This is a genomic window from Pseudomonas sp. SDO5532_S415 (assembly GCF_054071155.1).
The window spans coordinates 1-17,170 of sequence record NZ_JBSVWS010000135.1 but is presented as its reverse complement, the minus strand read 5'-3'; the positions used below and the strand labels follow the sequence as shown (position 1 = coordinate 17,170).

16 protein-coding genes are annotated in these 17,170 nt (G+C 60.0%); 7 read left to right on the top strand and 9 right to left on the bottom strand.

What is annotated here, in order from left to right; translation table 11 throughout:
- Window positions 1-65: 65 nt before the first annotated feature.
- Window positions 66-821: a precorrin-6A synthase (deacetylating) gene (gene cobF, locus ACW9HW_RS22980; protein WP_095193480.1), complete on the bottom strand. Its 756-nt coding sequence runs from the start codon at window positions 819-821 to the stop codon at window positions 66-68.
- Entirely contained in the window at window positions 821-1,393 is a 573-nt protein-coding gene (locus ACW9HW_RS22975; RefSeq protein ID WP_457401844.1) for a histidine phosphatase family protein, read from the bottom strand. The genes cobF and ACW9HW_RS22975 overlap by 1 nt, the downstream gene beginning before the upstream one ends.
- Before the next feature lie 575 nt (window positions 1,394-1,968).
- Here ACW9HW_RS22975 and ACW9HW_RS22970 point away from each other — a divergent pair.
- From ACW9HW_RS22970 to hglS, 6 genes are all read left to right on the top strand, one after another.
- The gene (locus ACW9HW_RS22970; RefSeq protein WP_457401843.1) at window positions 1,969-2,985 is read left to right on the top strand and encodes an arginine N-succinyltransferase; all 1,017 of its coding nucleotides are present in this window, start codon (window positions 1,969-1,971) and stop codon (window positions 2,983-2,985) included.
- A gap of 61 nt (window positions 2,986-3,046) precedes the next feature.
- Window positions 3,047-4,081: an arginine N-succinyltransferase gene (astA, locus tag ACW9HW_RS22965; protein ID WP_095193477.1), complete on the top strand. Its 1,035-nt coding sequence runs from the start codon at window positions 3,047-3,049 to the stop codon at window positions 4,079-4,081.
- Window positions 4,082-4,218: 137 nt separating this feature from the next.
- A complete protein-coding gene (locus ACW9HW_RS22960) occupies window positions 4,219-5,088 on the top strand; it encodes an isocitrate lyase/PEP mutase family protein (RefSeq protein ID WP_457401842.1) in 870 nt (289 codons plus the stop codon).
- Window positions 5,089-5,741: 653 nt separating this feature from the next.
- Window positions 5,742-7,193: a flavin-containing monooxygenase gene (locus tag ACW9HW_RS22955; RefSeq protein WP_457401841.1), complete on the top strand. Its 1,452-nt coding sequence runs from the start codon at window positions 5,742-5,744 to the stop codon at window positions 7,191-7,193.
- Window positions 7,194-7,215: 22 nt separating this feature from the next.
- Window positions 7,216-8,172, top strand: coding sequence for an alpha/beta fold hydrolase (locus tag ACW9HW_RS22950; protein ID WP_095193474.1), 957 nt, complete (start codon window positions 7,216-7,218; stop codon window positions 8,170-8,172).
- A gap of 111 nt (window positions 8,173-8,283) precedes the next feature.
- Window positions 8,284-9,663, top strand: a complete 1,380-nt coding sequence (hglS, locus tag ACW9HW_RS22945) for a 2-oxoadipate dioxygenase/decarboxylase HglS (RefSeq protein ID WP_457401840.1) — start codon at window positions 8,284-8,286, stop codon at window positions 9,661-9,663.
- Window positions 9,664-9,781: 118 nt separating this feature from the next.
- On the opposite strand, the gene ACW9HW_RS22940 is transcribed toward hglS, so the two are convergent.
- Window positions 9,782-10,459, bottom strand: a complete 678-nt coding sequence (locus tag ACW9HW_RS22940) for a type 1 glutamine amidotransferase domain-containing protein (RefSeq protein ID WP_095193471.1) — start codon at window positions 10,457-10,459, stop codon at window positions 9,782-9,784.
- Window positions 10,460-10,784: 325 nt separating this feature from the next.
- On the opposite strand from ACW9HW_RS22940, the gene ACW9HW_RS22935 reads away from it, so the two are divergent.
- Window positions 10,785-11,306, top strand: coding sequence for an Hcp family type VI secretion system effector (locus tag ACW9HW_RS22935; protein WP_457401839.1), 522 nt, complete (start codon window positions 10,785-10,787; stop codon window positions 11,304-11,306).
- Between the two features lie 401 nt (window positions 11,307-11,707).
- On the opposite strand, the gene ACW9HW_RS22930 is transcribed toward ACW9HW_RS22935, so the two are convergent.
- The 6 genes from ACW9HW_RS22930 to ACW9HW_RS22905 all read right to left on the bottom strand — a co-directional run bounded on the left by ACW9HW_RS22930 (window position 11,708) and on the right by ACW9HW_RS22905 (window position 17,064).
- A complete protein-coding gene (locus ACW9HW_RS22930) occupies window positions 11,708-12,292 on the bottom strand; it encodes a hypothetical protein (protein ID WP_095193469.1) in 585 nt (194 codons plus the stop codon).
- A gap of 86 nt (window positions 12,293-12,378) precedes the next feature.
- Entirely contained in the window at window positions 12,379-12,546 is a 168-nt protein-coding gene (locus ACW9HW_RS22925) for a hypothetical protein (protein WP_457401838.1), read from the bottom strand.
- 11 nt (window positions 12,547-12,557) lie between these two features.
- Window positions 12,558-12,800 (bottom strand): hypothetical protein, encoded by a 243-nt coding sequence (locus tag ACW9HW_RS22920; RefSeq protein WP_095193468.1) that lies wholly within the window; start codon window positions 12,798-12,800, stop codon window positions 12,558-12,560.
- Between the two features lie 62 nt (window positions 12,801-12,862).
- Window positions 12,863-13,933 (bottom strand): lipocalin-like domain-containing protein, encoded by a 1,071-nt coding sequence (locus ACW9HW_RS22915; protein ID WP_095193467.1) that lies wholly within the window; start codon window positions 13,931-13,933, stop codon window positions 12,863-12,865.
- On the bottom strand, window positions 13,923-16,394 hold the full coding sequence (locus tag ACW9HW_RS22910) for an FtsX-like permease family protein (RefSeq protein ID WP_457401837.1): 2,472 nt from the start codon (window positions 16,392-16,394) through the stop codon (window positions 13,923-13,925). Before ACW9HW_RS22910 ends, ACW9HW_RS22915 begins: the two co-directional genes overlap by 11 nt.
- A gap of 1 nt (window position 16,395) precedes the next feature.
- Window positions 16,396-17,064, bottom strand: coding sequence for an ABC transporter ATP-binding protein (locus ACW9HW_RS22905; RefSeq protein WP_457401836.1), 669 nt, complete (start codon window positions 17,062-17,064; stop codon window positions 16,396-16,398).
- Between the last annotated feature and the right edge of the window lie 106 nt (window positions 17,065-17,170).

Genomic DNA, 17,170 nt, shown 5'->3' with positions numbered 1-17,170 from the left:
GGAAATGCATTTCAAATGTGGGAGCGAGCCTGCTCGCGAAGGGGCCAGGCCAGACAACCCACATCTCAAGGCTTGCGCAGCAGATAGGTATCCATGATCCAGCCATTGGCCAATCGCGCCGCCTTGCGCACCCGTTCGATCTCATCCGCCACATCCTTTAGCTTGCCGCTGATCAGGATCTCATCCGGCGTCCCCAAATAAGCCCCCCAGAAAATCTCGGTGTCCTGATTCTCTACTTGATGGTAGGCATCTTGCGCATCGAGCATTACCACCAGGCTGTCGGCATCACTCACTTGCCCCGCTGCCAGGCGCCGACCGGTGGTGATCTCGACCGAGCGACCGATCTGATTGAGTGTCACCTTGTGCTGCGCCGCCAGTGCCTGGACGCTGGTAATACCGGGGATGACCTCGAACTCGAACACACAGGCGCCTGACGCCAGTATCGCCTGCAGAATGCGAAGGGTGCTGTCGTACAACGCCGGATCGCCCCACACCAGGAAACCGCCGCACTGGCCGTCGGATATTTCTTCGTTGATCAGCCGTTCAAAGGTGCGCTGCTTGGCCAGGTTCAGATCATCGACACTGGCGGTGTAGTCCACATCGCCACGCTCGCGCTCCGGACTTTGCGCTTCGACAAAGCGGTAGTCACCCTCAGTAATGTAGCGCTCGCAGATTTCCCGGCGCAGGTCGATCAGCTTGTCCTTGCTCTGGCCCTTGTCCATGAGGAAAAACACGTCGACCCGATTCAATGCCTTCACCGCCTGCATCGTGATGTAGTCGGGGTTGCCGGCGCCGATGCCGATGACCAGGAGTTTTTTCATCACCGCGTTCCTTCGGGCTCGCTGCCCGGCAAGCGTAGCCGCCAGCAACCATTGAACCTCAATTCAATGGCCGATAACGGCTCGACATCTATCAAGTTGAACGCCGAAACTTGCAACACGGTTGCCAGCGCGGCGCGGATGATAAACGGATGGGTCATGGCAACGACATGACCGGGTGTCGCTTCCAGCGTCGCCAGCCACGCGGCCACCCGCTCGATGACCTGCGTCACGGATTCACCACCGTGGGGCGCCGAATCCGGGTCCGTGAGCCAGCGCTCCAGCTGTTCAGGCTGGTCTTTTTGCAGATCGTTTATACGTGCCCCGCTCCAGCGACCGAAATCGCAGTCCCTGAGTGCTTCGACAATCTCCACGGTAGTGCCGAACAATTCGGCGGTTTGCCGGGTCCGCAGCTCCGGAGCGCACATCAGCCTTGGCGAACCCTTGTATCGGGCGCTAAGCGAACCCCTTGCCGATTGCCAATTCATCTCCAGTGGCTCATTTGTAGGAAAACTCGCCAATTTCTGTGCGATGGTTCTGGCATGGCACATCAAGGTCAAACGGGTCGCCTGCACGAAAAATCTCTCGGTCGATAAAAAGGAAAAACGGCGTCTTGCCGTGGAATATCGCGCAATTGTGCCGTAACCAGGATGATCGGGGGTGTTTCGTTTGAACCAATGATATCGGCTCGCGCTGGCATTTCATCGCCCCCTGGCAGCCTTCTCCGACGCTCTTATAGGCCATGCCCTACACGGTCGATCGACATCCGCGTAGCCTCCGTCCCATGAGCATGCGGTCCGCGACCAGGCGTTCTGAACAGCGCGAAAATTAACTAGACATGTCACGCGCCTTAAATAAATACTGGTTTCAACGGACTATCGTTCCCATCCAGCAGGAGCCCGGATGCCCTCATTCAATGACCCGATCGTCGACTCTGGTCTGGACCTTGCACCGTCCGAATGCAAATCCCTATGTAACTCGCTGCCCCTGCACCCATTGCATGAGGCGAGCCGGGTAGCGATGTACGAATAACGACTGATAAAAAAAGAGCGGCGCCTGGCAAGGTGACCGCCGCTTCAACGCGTGGAAACCGACAGTGATAGTCAGGTCCTGTGCCAGTCACCGGGCCCTTTGATACAGGAGTGCATCCATGCTGGTCTTGCGTCCAGTGCAGTTAACCGACCTGCCCCAGTTGCAGCAACTTGCCCGCGAAAGCCTGGTGGGCGTCACGTCCTTGCCGGACGACAGCGAACGCCTGCGCGATAAAATTCTCGATTCCTGCACCTCGTTCGAGCAAGACGTGCGCAGCCCCGGCCCCGAGAATTACTTCTTCGTGCTGGAAGACCTGGCGACCCAACGCCTGGTGGGCTGCTCGGAAATTCTCGCGACAGCCGGCTTCAGCGAGCCGTTCTACAGCCTGCGCAACCGCCATTTCAACAGCGTCTCGCGGGAGCTCAACATCGAACACGACGTGCCGGCGCTGTCGGTGTGCCATGACCTCAGCGTCCACACCTTGCTGCGAGGGTTCCATATCGATGCAGCGTTGGAACGCACGGCATTCTCGGAACTGTTGTCCCGGGCGAGACTGCTGTTCATTGCCGCCCATGCCCGGCGTTTTTCCGATGCGGTGATTACCGAGATCGTCGGTTACAGCAGCGACGAGGGACACTCGCCGTTCTGGGATGCCGTGGGCAAACACTTCTTCGATCTGCCCTACGTCGAGGCCGAACGACTGTGCGGCCTGGAGAGCCGCACCTTTCTCGCCGAATTGATGCCGCAATACCCGATCTACGTGCCGATGCTGCCAAAGGCCGCCCAAGACTGCATCGGCAGAATTCATCCCGACGGCCAGGAAGCCTTCGATATCCTGGAGCGCGAGGGGTTTGAAACCAACAGCTATGTCGACCTGTTCGACGGCGGCCCTACCCTGTTTGCGCGCACCGGCGGCATCCGCTCCATCGCCCGCAGCCACACCGCTTCGGCCAAACCCGGCTCATCCATCGACGCCCGTGGTTGCTATCTGGTGAGCAACGATTCGCTGGAAAATTTTCGGGCCATCGTCGCGGAACTGGATTACATCGCCGGGCAACCTGTGATTCTGGACGCCGGAATGTGCTCAGCGTTGAAGGTAAGCGAAGGCAGCCCGGTCCGGCTGATCGCCCTGTGAGCATCAACCGGCCCGGAACCCAACGACGACGCCCGATCTGGCGCGAACAAGGAGTTGCAGCATGATTGTCCGTCCGGTTCAGGTCACCGACCTTCCCGCCTTGCTCGCGCTGGTCCGGCAAGCGGGCCGCGGATTGACCAACCTGCCGGCCAACGAGGAGCGCCTGACCCATCGTTTGCGCTGGGCGAAACGAACCTTCGCCGAACAGGTCGAACGCGCCGATGCCGATTACCTGTTCGTCCTTGAGGACGACGATCAGCAAGTGATCGGCGTCAGTGCCCTGACCGGGGCTGTGGGCCTGCGCGAACCCTGGTACAACTACCGGGTCGGGCTGACAGTCAGCTCATCAGCGGACCTGGGCATCAGTCGGCACATTCCGACCTTGTTCCTGAACAACGAAATGACCGGCCAATCGGAACTCTGCTCGCTGTTTCTGCGCCCCGATCAACGCCTGGGCGGTCACGGTCGATTGCTCTCCCTTGGGCGCCTGTTGTTTGTCGCAGAGTTTCCGCACCTGTTCGGCGACAAGCTTATTGCCGAACTGCGCGGGCGCGCTGACGAACAAGGTTGCTCACCCTTTTGGGACAGCGTGGGCCGTCACTTTTTCCAAATGGATTTCAGCCATGCCGATCATTTGTCGTGGCTGGGTAACAAGTCGTTCATCGCCGAACTGATGCCACGCCAACCGCTTTACACCTGCCTGCTCACCGAACAGGCCCAGGCCGTGATCGGCAAACCTCATCCGAACAGCGAACCGGCAATGAAAATCCTCACCGTCGAGGGTTTTGCCAACCAGGGTTACATCGACATCTTCGACGCCGGCCCGGTCATCGAGGCCCCGGTGTCGAACATCCGTACCGTGCGTGACAGCCAATTGCTGGAGTTGGCCATCGGCACTCCGGACGACCAGGCGCCGATGTGGCTGATCCACAATCGTCGCCTGGAAAACTGCCGAATCACCACTGCTCAGGCGCGACAGGTCGGCAATTGCCTGATGGTCGACCGTCTCACCGCCAAACGACTGCAACTGCAGCCCGGAGATGGGGTGCGCGGTGTGCCAATGGTCAAGCAACAGGCACGGGCAGTGGCGGCTTGATCGGCAGTCGCCCGAACAAAAAGGCAGTAATCACGTTAAATTCGTCATCATTCCTAACATGCACCCGTGATAGCCTCTAACACTTTCGGCGTTGACACTTTTGCTCAAGCCCTTCCATTTCCATTGGTGGAACCCATATGTCCAGGCTGTCTCATCAAGATTTGCGCCGCAATTTTCGTCAACTGTTCGCGTCCAACACCTGCTACCACACCGCATCGGTCTTCGATCCGATGTCGGCACGCATTGCCGCCGATCTGGGCTTTGAAGTGGGGATTCTGGGTGGTTCGGTCGCGTCGTTGCAGGTACTGGGCGCCCCAGACTTTGCCTTGATCACCCTCAGCGAATTCGCCGAGCAGGCCACCCGCATCGGCCGTGTCGCCCAATTGCCGGTGATTGCCGACGCCGATCATGGCTACGGCAACGCACTCAACGTCATGCGCACCATCGTCGAGCTCGAACGAGCCGGCGTGGCGGCCCTGACCATCGAAGACACCTTGCTGCCGGCGCAATTCGGCCGCAAATCCACCGATCTGATCACCGTCGCCGAAGGCGTCGGCAAGATTCGCGCGGCACTGGAAGCCCGTTGCGATACGGAAATGGCCATCATCGCCCGCACCCACGCAGGGATCCTGCCGGTCCAGGAGATCATCAGCCGGACCAAGCAATACCAGGCCGCCGGCGCAGACGGCATTTGCATGGTGGGCGTGAAAGATTTCGACCATCTGGAACAAATCGCCGAACACCTGAGCGTACCGCTGATGCTGGTGACCTACGGCAACCCGGCCCTGCGCGACGACAAACGCCTGGCCGAACTGGGCGTGCGCGTCACCATCGATGGCCACGGCGCCTACTTCGCCGCGATCAAGGCGACCTACGACAGCCTGCGCGAACAGCGCCAGATCTTTACCCAGGCCTCGGATTTGAGCGCGACCGAACTGACGCATACCTATACTCAGCCCGAGGAATACATCCGCTATGCGGAGGAGTTCATGAGCGTCAAGGAGTGATGGGCAGCAGGTAGTGCTTTTCTCCTGAAAGGACGCTATCGCGAGCAAGCTCGCTCCCACAGGGTTAGCGTCGTACATATAATTTGTGTTCGACATATTCCTTGTGGGAGCGAGCTTGCTCGCGATGGCGTCAGATCAAACACCGCTAAACCGAAGCCTTGAACCCCTCCTCCCGCTGCAATGCCCTCGCCTGAATCACATCCAGCACAGCGCAACCTTCACGCATGAGCAAATGCACGGCGCGAGTCACCCGCGTGATCTCCTTTGGAAGCGGACTTGCTTGCGAAGAAGGTGTGTCAGCCAATATTTATGCTGAATGAGACACCGCCTTCGCGAGCAGGCTCGCTCCCACAATGGGTCGACGTACACCCGCTGCTTTTCACCACTCATCAGGCCGAGCGTTAGCTCGCCTTCAGCTCTTGATCTTGATCCACCCGCCCCTTCCACGCCCTGAGCCTGTCCGTCAACCTGTGACGACCTCCATCGACGCCTCTACCAACGTTGATCCGCGCCGCGTTAAAGCCTGCAAGTAAGCCTTTTCGTCATAGCCTTCGCAGGCAAGCCTCGCTCCTACAAAAGCAAAAGCAAAAAGCGCCACAGAAACGGCTATACATGAAGATAGGGTTGGCCCCATAGCGGCAAACAGGAGCCCCATGCAGACCTTTCAGGTATTGATCATCGGCAGCGGCTTTGGCGGGCAGTGTGCAGCGGTCAATTTGCTCAAGGCCGGCATCACCGACTTTCGTCTGCTGGAACGACGGGATTTCTTCGGTGGCACCTGGTGCCAGAACACCTATCCCGGCGCGGCGGTCGACGTGCCTTCGCCGCTCTACTCACTGTCCTTCGCCCCTTACCGCTGGACGCAGATGTTCGCCGAACAGGCCGAACTGCATCGCTACACCCGTTACGTGGTGGAGCGCTTCGGCCTGCGCGACCGAGTGGAACTGCTGGCCAATGTCGAGCGTGTGGAATGGGACGATGAGGGGAAACGCTGGGCGGTGCACACCAGCAAAGGCACGTTTCATGCGCAGTTCCTGATCAATGCCACCGGCCCGCTGAGTCAACCGGTCGTACCGCGCTTCAAGGGCCAGGAACGCTTTCAGGGCAAGACCTTTCACACCAATAACTGGGACCATTCCTGTGATTACCGGCAAAAACGTGTGGCCATCGTCGGCAGCGGCGCCAGCGCGGCCCAGGTCATTCCGGCGATTGCCCCGGACGTCGGGCACTTGCATGTGTTCCAACGCACACCGCATTGGGTACTGCCCCGGGCGGACCGCACTTTCGGCCGCTTCCAGCGCTGGCTGCTCGGGCTCAAGCCCGCCTACAAGCTGCTGCGCTGGATGATCTATTGGCAATTCGAAACCCGGGTGATTGCCTTCAAATACTCGAAACCGGCGGTGCGCATGGTCCAGCATCAGGCCCTGCGCTTCATCAAACGCCAGGTACCGGACGCCGAACTGCGTCGAAAACTCACGCCGGACTACACCATTGGCTGTAAACGGGTGATTCTGTCGAGCACCCTGTACCCGGCGCTGGCCCGTCGCAACGTGACACTGCACAGCCGCGAACAGGGCATCGCCGAAATCGACGAGACCGGCATCATCATGCAGGACGGCCAGCACATCGACCTGGACCTGATCGTCTGGTCCACCGGTTATGACGCCACCGACGGGGTGATTTCCTACCCGGTCACCGGCAAAAACGGCACGCAGCTCAGAAACGTCTGGGCCGAGTACCCCCGAGCCTACCTGGGCACCAGCCTGCCGGACTTTCCCAACCTGTTCATCGTCACCGGCCCGAACACCGGGATCGGCCACACATCGGCGCTGTTCATCATCGAATCGCAGATGAATTACATCCTCGACTGCATTCGGACCTTAAAAGCACAAGGTTTGCGCAGCATCGAAGTACGCCCCGAGGCAGAACGTACCTACACTGAAATGATCCATAGAGAAATGGAACGCACCGTGTGGAAGTCCGGAGGCTGCCACAGTTGGTATCAAAGCAAGAGCGGTCATGTGATTGCGATGTTTCCCGGGTTCAGTTTCAGCTTTCACCGCTTGACCCGAGCCCTGAAACCCGCCGATCACATATTGTCCTGATCCATCAGAAGGAAGACGCCTGATGCTTTTACTGGTTGTCGCTATCGCGGTTTTTGCGGCCTGGAGCTGGTTGAGCTACCCGGCCATCGGGTACTGGCTGTACAACTTGAGCGTGGCCGCCGAGGCCAGGTTGTACAAGCTGCACAAGATTGTGGTGCCCATCAGCGAAATGACCGTCTCGACCTGGCAAGGCGGGCCGTACGAGGCATCCAGCAATGTGTTGATGCTTCACGGCTACAGCGCCGATAAAAATATCTGGCTGCGCTTTGCCCGGTACTTTGTCGGCAATTACCGGGTGATCATCCCCGACATTGCCGGGCACGGCGAAACCGGCTTCAAGGCCGGTGGCGGCTATGACATTCCGCTGCAGGCCAAGCGCATGATCCAGCTGCTGGATGTGTGCGGGGTCGAGAAGGTCCATGTGATCGGTAACTCGATGGGCGGCTATATCGCGGCCTGGCTGGCGGCCACCTATCCGGAACGCATTGCCTCGGTCGCCCTGTTTGACCCGGCGGGCGTCGCCTCGCCCGAACCCAGTGATCTGGAGCACCATTTGTTCCGGGGCCACAACCCGTTCCTGATCAACTCGCGGGAAGAATTCAAATATTTTTATGCCATGACCATGGCCGATCCGCCGTGGGTGCCACGGGTGGTGCTGGATGCCATCGCCCATCGCTATCAACAGACGCGGGACGAACTGGAAGAAATCTTCCGCGAATTCCGCGCCAGCCCGCCGATGGAGCCGAAACTTCCGTCGATCAAGGTCCCCGCACTGTTGTTGTGGGGGCGCAAGGATCGCTTGATCGATGTCAGCAGCGTCGCCATCTGGAGCAAGGGCATCGCTGATTTGCGCGTGGAAATCTGGGAAGGCATCGGCCATATGCCCATGGTCGAAGCGCCTGCCGGCTCGGCACGCCTGTATCGGGAGTTTTTGGCATCGCTGCGCTCGGAAAGCCCTCAGGATCAACGATTGCATTGAGGATGCAGTCCTTTGCAGAATGAAGTTCGTCAGAAACTTCGTTTGTCGGCGTGGCTGAAGGCTGCGATCTTTTCTCCCATCCTTCACGTCACCGCGCCAGGAACCCTGTTCATGAACCACCCGAACTTCGTCAGCCCCGACCTGATCCGCCAACGCTTCTCCAAAGCGATGTCCGACATGTACCGCGAAGAAGTGCCGCTGTACGGCGCCCTGATGGAGCTGGTGGAACAGACCAACCGCCATGTCCTGGACAACGATCCGCAAGTGGCCCGCCAATTGAACAGCACCGGCGAAATCGAGCGCCTGGACCTGGAGCGTCATGGCGCGATCCGGGTCGGCACGGCCGCTGAACTGGCGACCCTCGCCCGCCTGTTCGCGGTGATGGGCATGCAGCCGGTGGGTTATTACGACCTGACCCCGGCCGGCGTGCCGGTGCATTCCACGGCGTTTCGCGCGGTGCATGAAGCCTCGTTGCAAGTCAGCCCGTTCCGCGTGTTCACCTCGTTGCTGCGCCTGGAACTGATCGAAGACCCGGAACTACGGGCATTCGCCCAGTCGGTGCTGGACAAGCGATCGATCTTCACCCCTGCTGCGCTGACGCTCATCGATCGCGCCGAAACCCAGGGTGGCCTCACCGAACAGGAGGCCAGGGAATTCGTCAAACAGGCGCTGGAAACCTTCCGCTGGCACCACAGCGCCACCGTCACCGCCGAGCAATACCAGACACTCAGCGCCCAGCACCGGCTGATTGCCGATGTGGTGGCGTTCAAAGGCCCGCACATCAATCACCTGACCCCGCGCACCCTGGACATCGACATTGTCCAGGCGCAAATGCCGGTACATGGCATCACCCCCAAGGCGGTGATCGAAGGCCCACCCCGCCGCCAGTGCCCGATCCTGCTGCGCCAGACCAGTTTCAAGGCACTGGACGAACCGGTCGCGTTCACTGATCAAGCCGAGTCACGTGGCAGTCACAGCGCCCGTTTCGGCGAAATCGAACAACGCGGCGCCGCCCTCACCCCCAAAGGCCGGGCGCTGTACGATCGTTTGCTCAATGCTGCCCGGGACGAACTCAAGGACTTCCCCAATGAAGCCAACGCGGCCCGTTACAACGCGTTGATGACGCAGCACTTCAGCGAATTTCCCGACACCTACGAAGGAATGCGCCAACAGGACCTGGCGTACTTTCGCTATTTCGTGACGGAAAAAGGCCTGGCGGCGGCCGAACTGAAAACCTTGCCTCTCGAGGATCTGGTTAGCGACGGCTATCTGCGGGTTGAACCCTTGGTCTACGAGGATTTCCTGCCGGTCAGCGCGGCGGGGATTTTTCAGTCAAACCTGGGCGACGCGGCGCAAACCCACTATGGCGTGCATTCCAATCAGCAAGCGTTCGAAGCAGCACTGGGACGTCCGACCATTGATGAGTTGAGGTTGTATGCGCAGACGCAACGGCGTTCGATCGAGCAGTGTTTTGCCTCGTTCGCGAACTAACACGCAATGACTGTAGGAGCGAGCTCGCTCGCGATGGTCGTGAACGATAACGCGGGGAGTCTGACGCCCCGCGGCGTTCTCGGGTTCTTCGCGAGCGAGCTCGCTCCTGCAGGTTTGTTTATTTCAGTTTCGCCAACAACGCTTCAGCCGTCGCCTGCGACGACGCCGGGTTCTGCCCGGTCAGCAACAAGCCGTCGGTGAGCACATAGCTTGCCCAGTCAGGCCCCTTGGAAAAAATCCCGCCCTTGGCCTTGAGTTCGTCTTCCACCAGGAACGGCACGACATCCGTCAGTTGCACAGCGTCTTCTTCGCTGTTGGTGAAGCCCGTCACCTTCTTGCCCTTGACCAATGGCTGACCGTCCGCGCCCTTGGCATGGCGCAACACCCCTGGTGCATGGCATACCGTCGCAACCGGTTTTCCGGCGTTGTAGAAAGCTTCGATCAGGGCTATCGATTGCTTGTCCTCGGCCAGGTCCCAAAGCGGGCCATGGCCGCCGGGATAAAAGATCGCATCGTAGTCACCGGCCCTCACCGAGCCGAGCAAGGCAGTGGAGGCCAACGCGGATTGTGCGGCCGGGTCCTTGCGAAACCGCTCGGTGGCTTCGGTTTGCGCGTCGGGCTCGTCGCTTTTCGGGTCCAGCGGTGGCTGGCCGCCCTTGGGTGAGGCCAGGGTCAACTGCGCGCCAGCATCCTTGAAGGCGTAATAGGGTGCCGCGAATTCTTCCAGCCAGAAGCCGGTTTTCTTGCCGGTGTTACCCAATTGATCGTGGGACGTTAAAACCATCAGGATTTTCATGTCTTCACTCCATCTCGGGATTGCGGGGGGATTTGTAGCGTGATGCGCAAGAGACTACGCGTAGATCCTGGTGTAAGACCCTGGGGCGAGGTGGATCGTTCGGTCGGAAAGACCTTTCAGAATGGTGCGCAAAATGCCGCCATGAATTGCGCGATGTTCTGCGCAGTTTTGGGAGAGCGTAGGATCAAAACCTTCCGGGATAGCTCTCAACCTACCGTTTTCCGTGGCTTCACGCTTCTTGGCACGGACCTTGTTAACCGTCAGTCCCCCGTCGGGCGATAACGTCTTTCGGGAAGATTACTTAACTCTAGCAAGGAGAGCATCCATGGCTTTACCCGCGTACATGTCCGTCGAAGGTCAGGTGCAAAAGCTGATCACCGAAAACGCGAGTACTCAATTATCCGCAGGCGCTGGTGCTATCGACGAAGAGACGCTCAACAACTATGTCTTGGTGCAAGCCTTCATCCATGAAGTCACCAAACCCTTTGACCCACAATCCGGAATGCCTACCGGATTGCGTGCTCATAAAGCCGTCATTGTCACCAAAGGGTTCGACAAGGCTTCCCCACTGCTGCAACAAGCCTTGTGTACGGCAGAGCCTTTGAAGTCTGTAGTCATCAAGTGGTACCGCAACTTTGAAGGTAATAATCAGCACTACTACACCACGACCCTGGAAGGTGCGCGCATCGTTCAGATCAAGGATTACATGCATAATTGTCAGGACCCCGCAAACGCGCATTTCACACATATGGAAGACGTGCACTTCACCTACCGGAAGATCACTTGGACTCACGAGATATCCGGCACATCGGGCTCCGATGAATGGGGTAAACAGAAAACTGACTGAGTGTTTTCACAAGCAAAAAAAAATCGACCAGTTTCACTGGTCGATTTTTTATAACTTAAAGAATGACCCCGCCGAATTTGCACCAAACCAAGTTCAATAAATAGCGTGTTTTGCGCGTCGCGGCAGGAAGCCTAAGGGATAGAAGGTGTTCGCCCAGTGCAATGGCCTCGGCAATCCATGCACTGGTAAAGAGCCGTGACACTGGGCGAACGGCGCGTATTTTAATTGATATGGATGAATATGTCCGCGCCTGCAAACATGAAATTTACAGATACAGATTTTATCAAATGTCGATTCAAATATTATTCAGATCGATACTTAAAACTCACCAGTTCGTCCATAAAAGTGATTATTCCTATACAAGAAGTTGTACAGGAATAATCAAAAAATAGAGCTGACACTCAACTTCCGCGCTTACTCGTCACTGTCAGTATGTCGGTGTAGACAACGTTAACGCTTTGCCCAACTTTCAGATCCTTCAACTTGGCTTGAACTTCCGGCCGTTCGATATCAAGGGTTTTGCTCTGCCCGGCCGGGTTCTCGAGGGTCACCTGATTTTTCTTCAGATCGATATGGGTGATTTTCAGCTGCACCTGCACCTGGCGATACGCTTCGCCGCCAGGGTTGGCGCTGCCGGGGGCTGCACGAACTTCACCGGTGCGCTCAATGGTGCCTGGCAGGCCCTTGTCGACATCGGTGTCGAGATAAGCCGCCACGGCGCGGGTGACCTCGACGTCGACCTGGTCGCCGACTTTCAGGTTGTCGAGGTTTTTCGCCTTCTCGGTCAGTTGCACGTGCACCTGACGGCCTTCCGGCCCTTCGAGGACGACTTGACGGTTGGCAACATCGACCGAGACGACTTTGGTGCTGACTTTATCGGCTTCCACGACGGCGGACAGCGGAATATCCGCGGCAACGGCGCCGAGGCTGGCGGCAGACAATAAGGTGGCGAGGGTGATGGCTTTGGCCAGTGCATGACGTTTCATAGGCAGAACATTCCCTGTGATCAATGGCGACAAACGGCACCGAAGCAGGCTGCGATGCCGAGCGTGCCAATGAGCATAGACGCGGATCAGGAATGCTTCGCGGTTTCTTGTGCGGTCGATTCGCCGCTGGCCGTACCCTTGCCGCTTTCCTTGCGCCGGGTCGGGTCAGTAGGACGCAAGGCATCATTGTCACGCTCAACCTCTCCGGGTGGCCGTGGTTCGTCGGGGTGTTGCGTATCTGGCGTGGGTTTCATGGCTATGTTCCTCAGGCTTCGGGATCGTCGACTTCCCTGGCCACGTTGATGGCCGGCGAGCGTTTGTGGGATTGCTCCGCCCTCGCCCTCAGCTCCTGCCATTGTTCAAGGTCAATGGCGCCCTGCCCCAGCAGGTCGTCGGCCAGGTTCAATAGCTGCTGAAAATGAGCGTCGGGGGACTGTTGCCAGTAGGCCTCGTCTTCGAACAGGCGCTGCCACGCATCAAGGTCGGGGGGTGTGAGGTCTTCGCGCATGGCAGGCTCCGGTCAGAGGGCTTCTAGATTTAGGAGGCTGGTGCGCAGGCGAGAGTTCCGACTCAATAACCGGTCATTTCCAGATACCCCTGCCCGCCATGGCTGCCGCTCAAGCGCACAGGGCCTTCCCAGTAGGGAATGCGCAGGTCCATCCAGGCGTTGGGGTTGAGGGCGCTGATGACGATGTCCAGGTGTTTGTCGGGAATCTGGATCGACCAGCGTACAGGCATCGGGCGCCCGGCCACGCGGGCGGTGTCTTGAGGGATGAGCCGAATGTCGGGGCCGTGCAACAACTGCGTCTGGCCTTGGGCATCGATCCACGTGCCGGTGAGGTAAGGTTCACCGTCCTTTTGCCGCATGCGATAGAGCATCACCTGTTCGCCACTGTCCAGATGCAGGGAAAGCCAGTCCCAACCGGTCTGGTTGGCGGTCAAAGGCTGACTGCTCCATTCGCGGTCAAGCCAGGCGGGACCGTTGACCTGAAACGTCTTGCCGTCGATCTGCAGCGTGCCGCTGGCCTGGAAAAACGGCTGGCTGTAGTAATACGACGCCTGGCCCTCTTCGGATTTCTGGCTGAAGCCTTTGTCCCCTTGCAACACCAGCGGCCGGCTCGATGTCAGCCGCAGTTGATAGCTGAAAGCCTTGTCGCGGGCACTCAGTTGCAGGTCGGCCAGCGGGTCGCCATCGCTCGATTGGCTGTTGAAACGCCAATCGTCGATCCACGCATTGAACGGCGCCAGGCTGACACCGGCCAGGCCGACGCCGCCGCGGGCATAGCGTTCGGCAGCATGATGCACCGTCGCCGAGGTCACGGCCGCATGACCGAGCCAGATCGTCTGGTTTTCCCAGCCTGCCACTTCGGGTGTGGCTTTCAAGGCGCTGCGAAACAGCGTCCATTGCGCACCGAACTCGTTACCCTGCCCGTCCTTCAGGTTGGCGGTGACGTACCACCATTCGATGCGAAATCCATCGTGGGGACCGTGATCCGCCGGGAAGCTGAACACTCGACCGGGCACGACCGGCGTAAACGCCGCCGCTTGATTGCCCATCCCCGCAAAGCCTTTTTCCGCCGGCGCCGGGTGATCGCAGCCCGCCAATAGCAGCGCCACCAACATGAACGAATTAATCCTCATGGGCAAACGTCCTCAGCAGGTCCGCCGGCCGGGTGCGATACAAGGAGTACAACGGCCACGCCGAAGCCAGCAAGGTCGCCAGCAGCGCCAGCCCCATCAATTGCAGCAATTGCAGCGGGAATACCCGCAACGGCAAACGCCAGCCGAAGGCCTGGACATTGATCACCGTGTCCAGGCACCAGGCCAACGCGATGCCCAGCGGCAACGCCAGCACCAGCGTCAACACCGCCAGCAACCAGGTCTGGCCGAGGTTGAGCAACATCAGTTGCCGACGCGTCACGCCCAGCGCCCACAACGGCGCCAGTTGCCCGAGGCGGCTCTGGCTTTGGGTCAGCAGACTGATGAACAGCGCCACGCCGGCCACGCAGAGGGTCAGGCTGTTGAGGGCGGCGGTGGCGGCAAAGGTGCGTTCGAACACCTGTGTCGACCAGCCCTTGAGCCGGGCCTGATCGACAATGCGGCTGTCCTCCAGAGCGAAGCGATCTTGCAAAGCCTTCACGAACGCCGGAATCGACGCCGGCTCGATGCGCAGGTTGAAGCGATTGGGCGTCAGTTGCGGCCAGCCGCGCAGCAAGTGATTGACGTTGACCAGCACATGACCCTTCGGGTTGCCATAGTCGGCATAGATCCCGACGATGCGTGGCGACCAGGGGCCATTGGGCGTGGCAATCGTCAGGTGATCCCCCAGCCGCACGTTCAAACGCCGGGCCAGTTGTTCGCTGAGCATCATTGCATCGTCCGTGGCCAGGCGCTCCCAGGGTGAGTCGCCCAAGGCTTCGAGCAACGGCCAGTGCTGGCGATAGGTCGGGTGATCGATGACGCCAAAAATATCCGTGGGCCAACCTTGCAGCTGGATCGACACCTGCCAGTTGGGCAACACCGCCGTGAGTGGCGGCTGCTGTTTGAGCCAGGTGTGCAGCTCCAGTGCCTGGGCCGGATTTTGCGGATTGAGGTACAGCTCGGCGGTCAGCCGTTGTTCGAGCCAATTGCTGAAGGTCTGGCGGAAACCGCCGGTCATGCTGCCGGCACCGATGTTGGCCGCCAGTGCCAACAGCAGCGCCATCAGCGCCAGGCTCAAGGCCGGCAGTTGCTGGCGGCAATCGGCGACGAACCACTGACCGAGCACGGACCGACTGCGACCGATCAGCCCGTTGAGTACGGCATTGAGCACCACCGGTAATGCCAGTGCGGCGCCCAGCAACAGCGCGGCCAACAGCACGAAGCCGCTGGCCAGGCTGTCACCGCGCAGCAACGCCAGCAAGGCGATCGCCAAGGTCAGCGCCGCCACCCAGCCCTGACGGCGCAACCAGCGCGCGTGGGCCTGATGCCAGGCCTGCGGATCGGCCAGGGCCAGCAGCGGCAAACGCGCTGCCCGCCATAGACTGTTGGCGCCGGCGAGCAACGCGCCGAGCAGGCTCAGGCCGATGCCGCTGAACCACCACCACGGACTCAGGCTCAAGCGCCCCGCCACTTCGGCGCCATACAAGCCGCGCAGGCTGGCGGCGACATCGGGCAGCAGCATGCCGGCCAGCAGGTAACCACTGACCACACCGGCCATGCCCCCGAGCAAGGCCAGCACACCCAGTTCAACCGCCAGGCTGGCGATCAACATCCGCGCACTGACGCCACAGGCGCGCAATGTTCGCAGCAAACCGCGACGCTGTTCCAGTGCCAGCCCGATGGCGGCATGCACAATGAACAGGCCGACCACGAAGGACAGAAACCCCAAGGCATCCAGGTTCAGATGAAAGCTTTCGGTCAGGCGCACCAGATTGTTTTCTTCACCACTGCTCTTGAATTGCAGTTGGCCCTTGAACGAATCGGGCAGGGTCGCGCTGAAATCCTTGGGCAACAGCAGGCGCGACAACTGATCCGGCAAGCCCAGCACCCGCTGGGCAAAACCGATGTCCACCAACAACACCCCCGGCGCCATGTCTGCCTGAATGTGCAACGGCGGCAACGCCTGACCATTCACCGCCAAAGGACGATCGCCCTCCTTCAGCCCCAACGCTTGAAGGGTCTGCGGCGAAATCCAGGTGCTGCCGGGTGGCGTGAAAAACTCGACGACCTGCTCGATGGTCAACGCCTGCCCGGCCACGACGCCACCCGCCGGCAGCGACACCGGTTCGATGCCCATCAGTTGCAGACGCTGATCCTCATGGCCCTTGAGCGTCAACCGCCCCTGCAATACCGGCGACACCGGCCAACCGGCACGGCGCAAGTCGACAAACCATTGCTGCGGGAAGGTCGCGGAAGTGGGGGAACTGAGGCTGGCCTGGGGTTCGCCGCCGATCAGTTGACTGGCCCGGGCATAGCTGTCCCGCGCCTGAGTGTTCAGCGCCTGCACGCCGGTCAACAGGCTGGTGGCCAGCCACAGCCCGGTCAGCACGCTGAAAAACTGCACCGGATGCTGGCGCCAGTGACTGAGCAGTGCGCGCAGGGTTTCGCGAAAAATGCGCACCTCAGCGCCCGTCCACACCGGCCAGGCGACCACCGTGCAGCACCACTTTTTCCGCCAGCCGTGCCGCGACGCTGGGGCTGTGGGTGACCATCAACAGGGTCGTGGGGCTGTCATCGAGCAGTTCCAGCAACAGCTTCAGCACATCAAAGCTGGTGGCCTCATCCAGGCTGCCGGTGGGCTCGTCGGCCAGCAGCAGCTTCGGTTGCGAGGCCAACGCCCGGCCCAGCGCCACCCGCTGCTGCTGGCCACCGGAGAGTTGTTCGGGATAACGCCGCAGCAGATCACCCAACCCCAGGCGTTGCACCAGATGCGCCTGCCAGCGCGGATCATGTCGCCCGGCAAGCCGCGCCTGAAACGCCAGGTTGTCCTCCACCCGCAAGCTGCCGATCAGGTTGAACTGCTGGAACACCAGGCCGATTTCCGTGCGTCGCCAGTTCGCCAGTTGTCCTTCGTTCATCCGTTCCAGCCGTTGTTCGCCGCTGCGGATGCTGCCGCGATCGACCTTGTCCAGCCCGGCGATCAGGTGCAGCAAGGTACTCTTGCCGCTGCCGGATTCACCCATCAGCGCCAGGCTGCTGCCGGGTTTGAGGCTCAGGTTGACGCCTTGCAGCACCGGCAATGGGCCTTGTGGCGTTGCGTAGCTTTTGAAGACGTCCCGGACTTCGAGCATGGGGGGAGGCTCGTTGAAAGCAGTGAGCCTAGGATAGCGGACGGCGGCAGCACCGCGTCATCGTTCTTCGCGAGCAGGCTCGCTCCCACAGTGGAATGCATTTCAA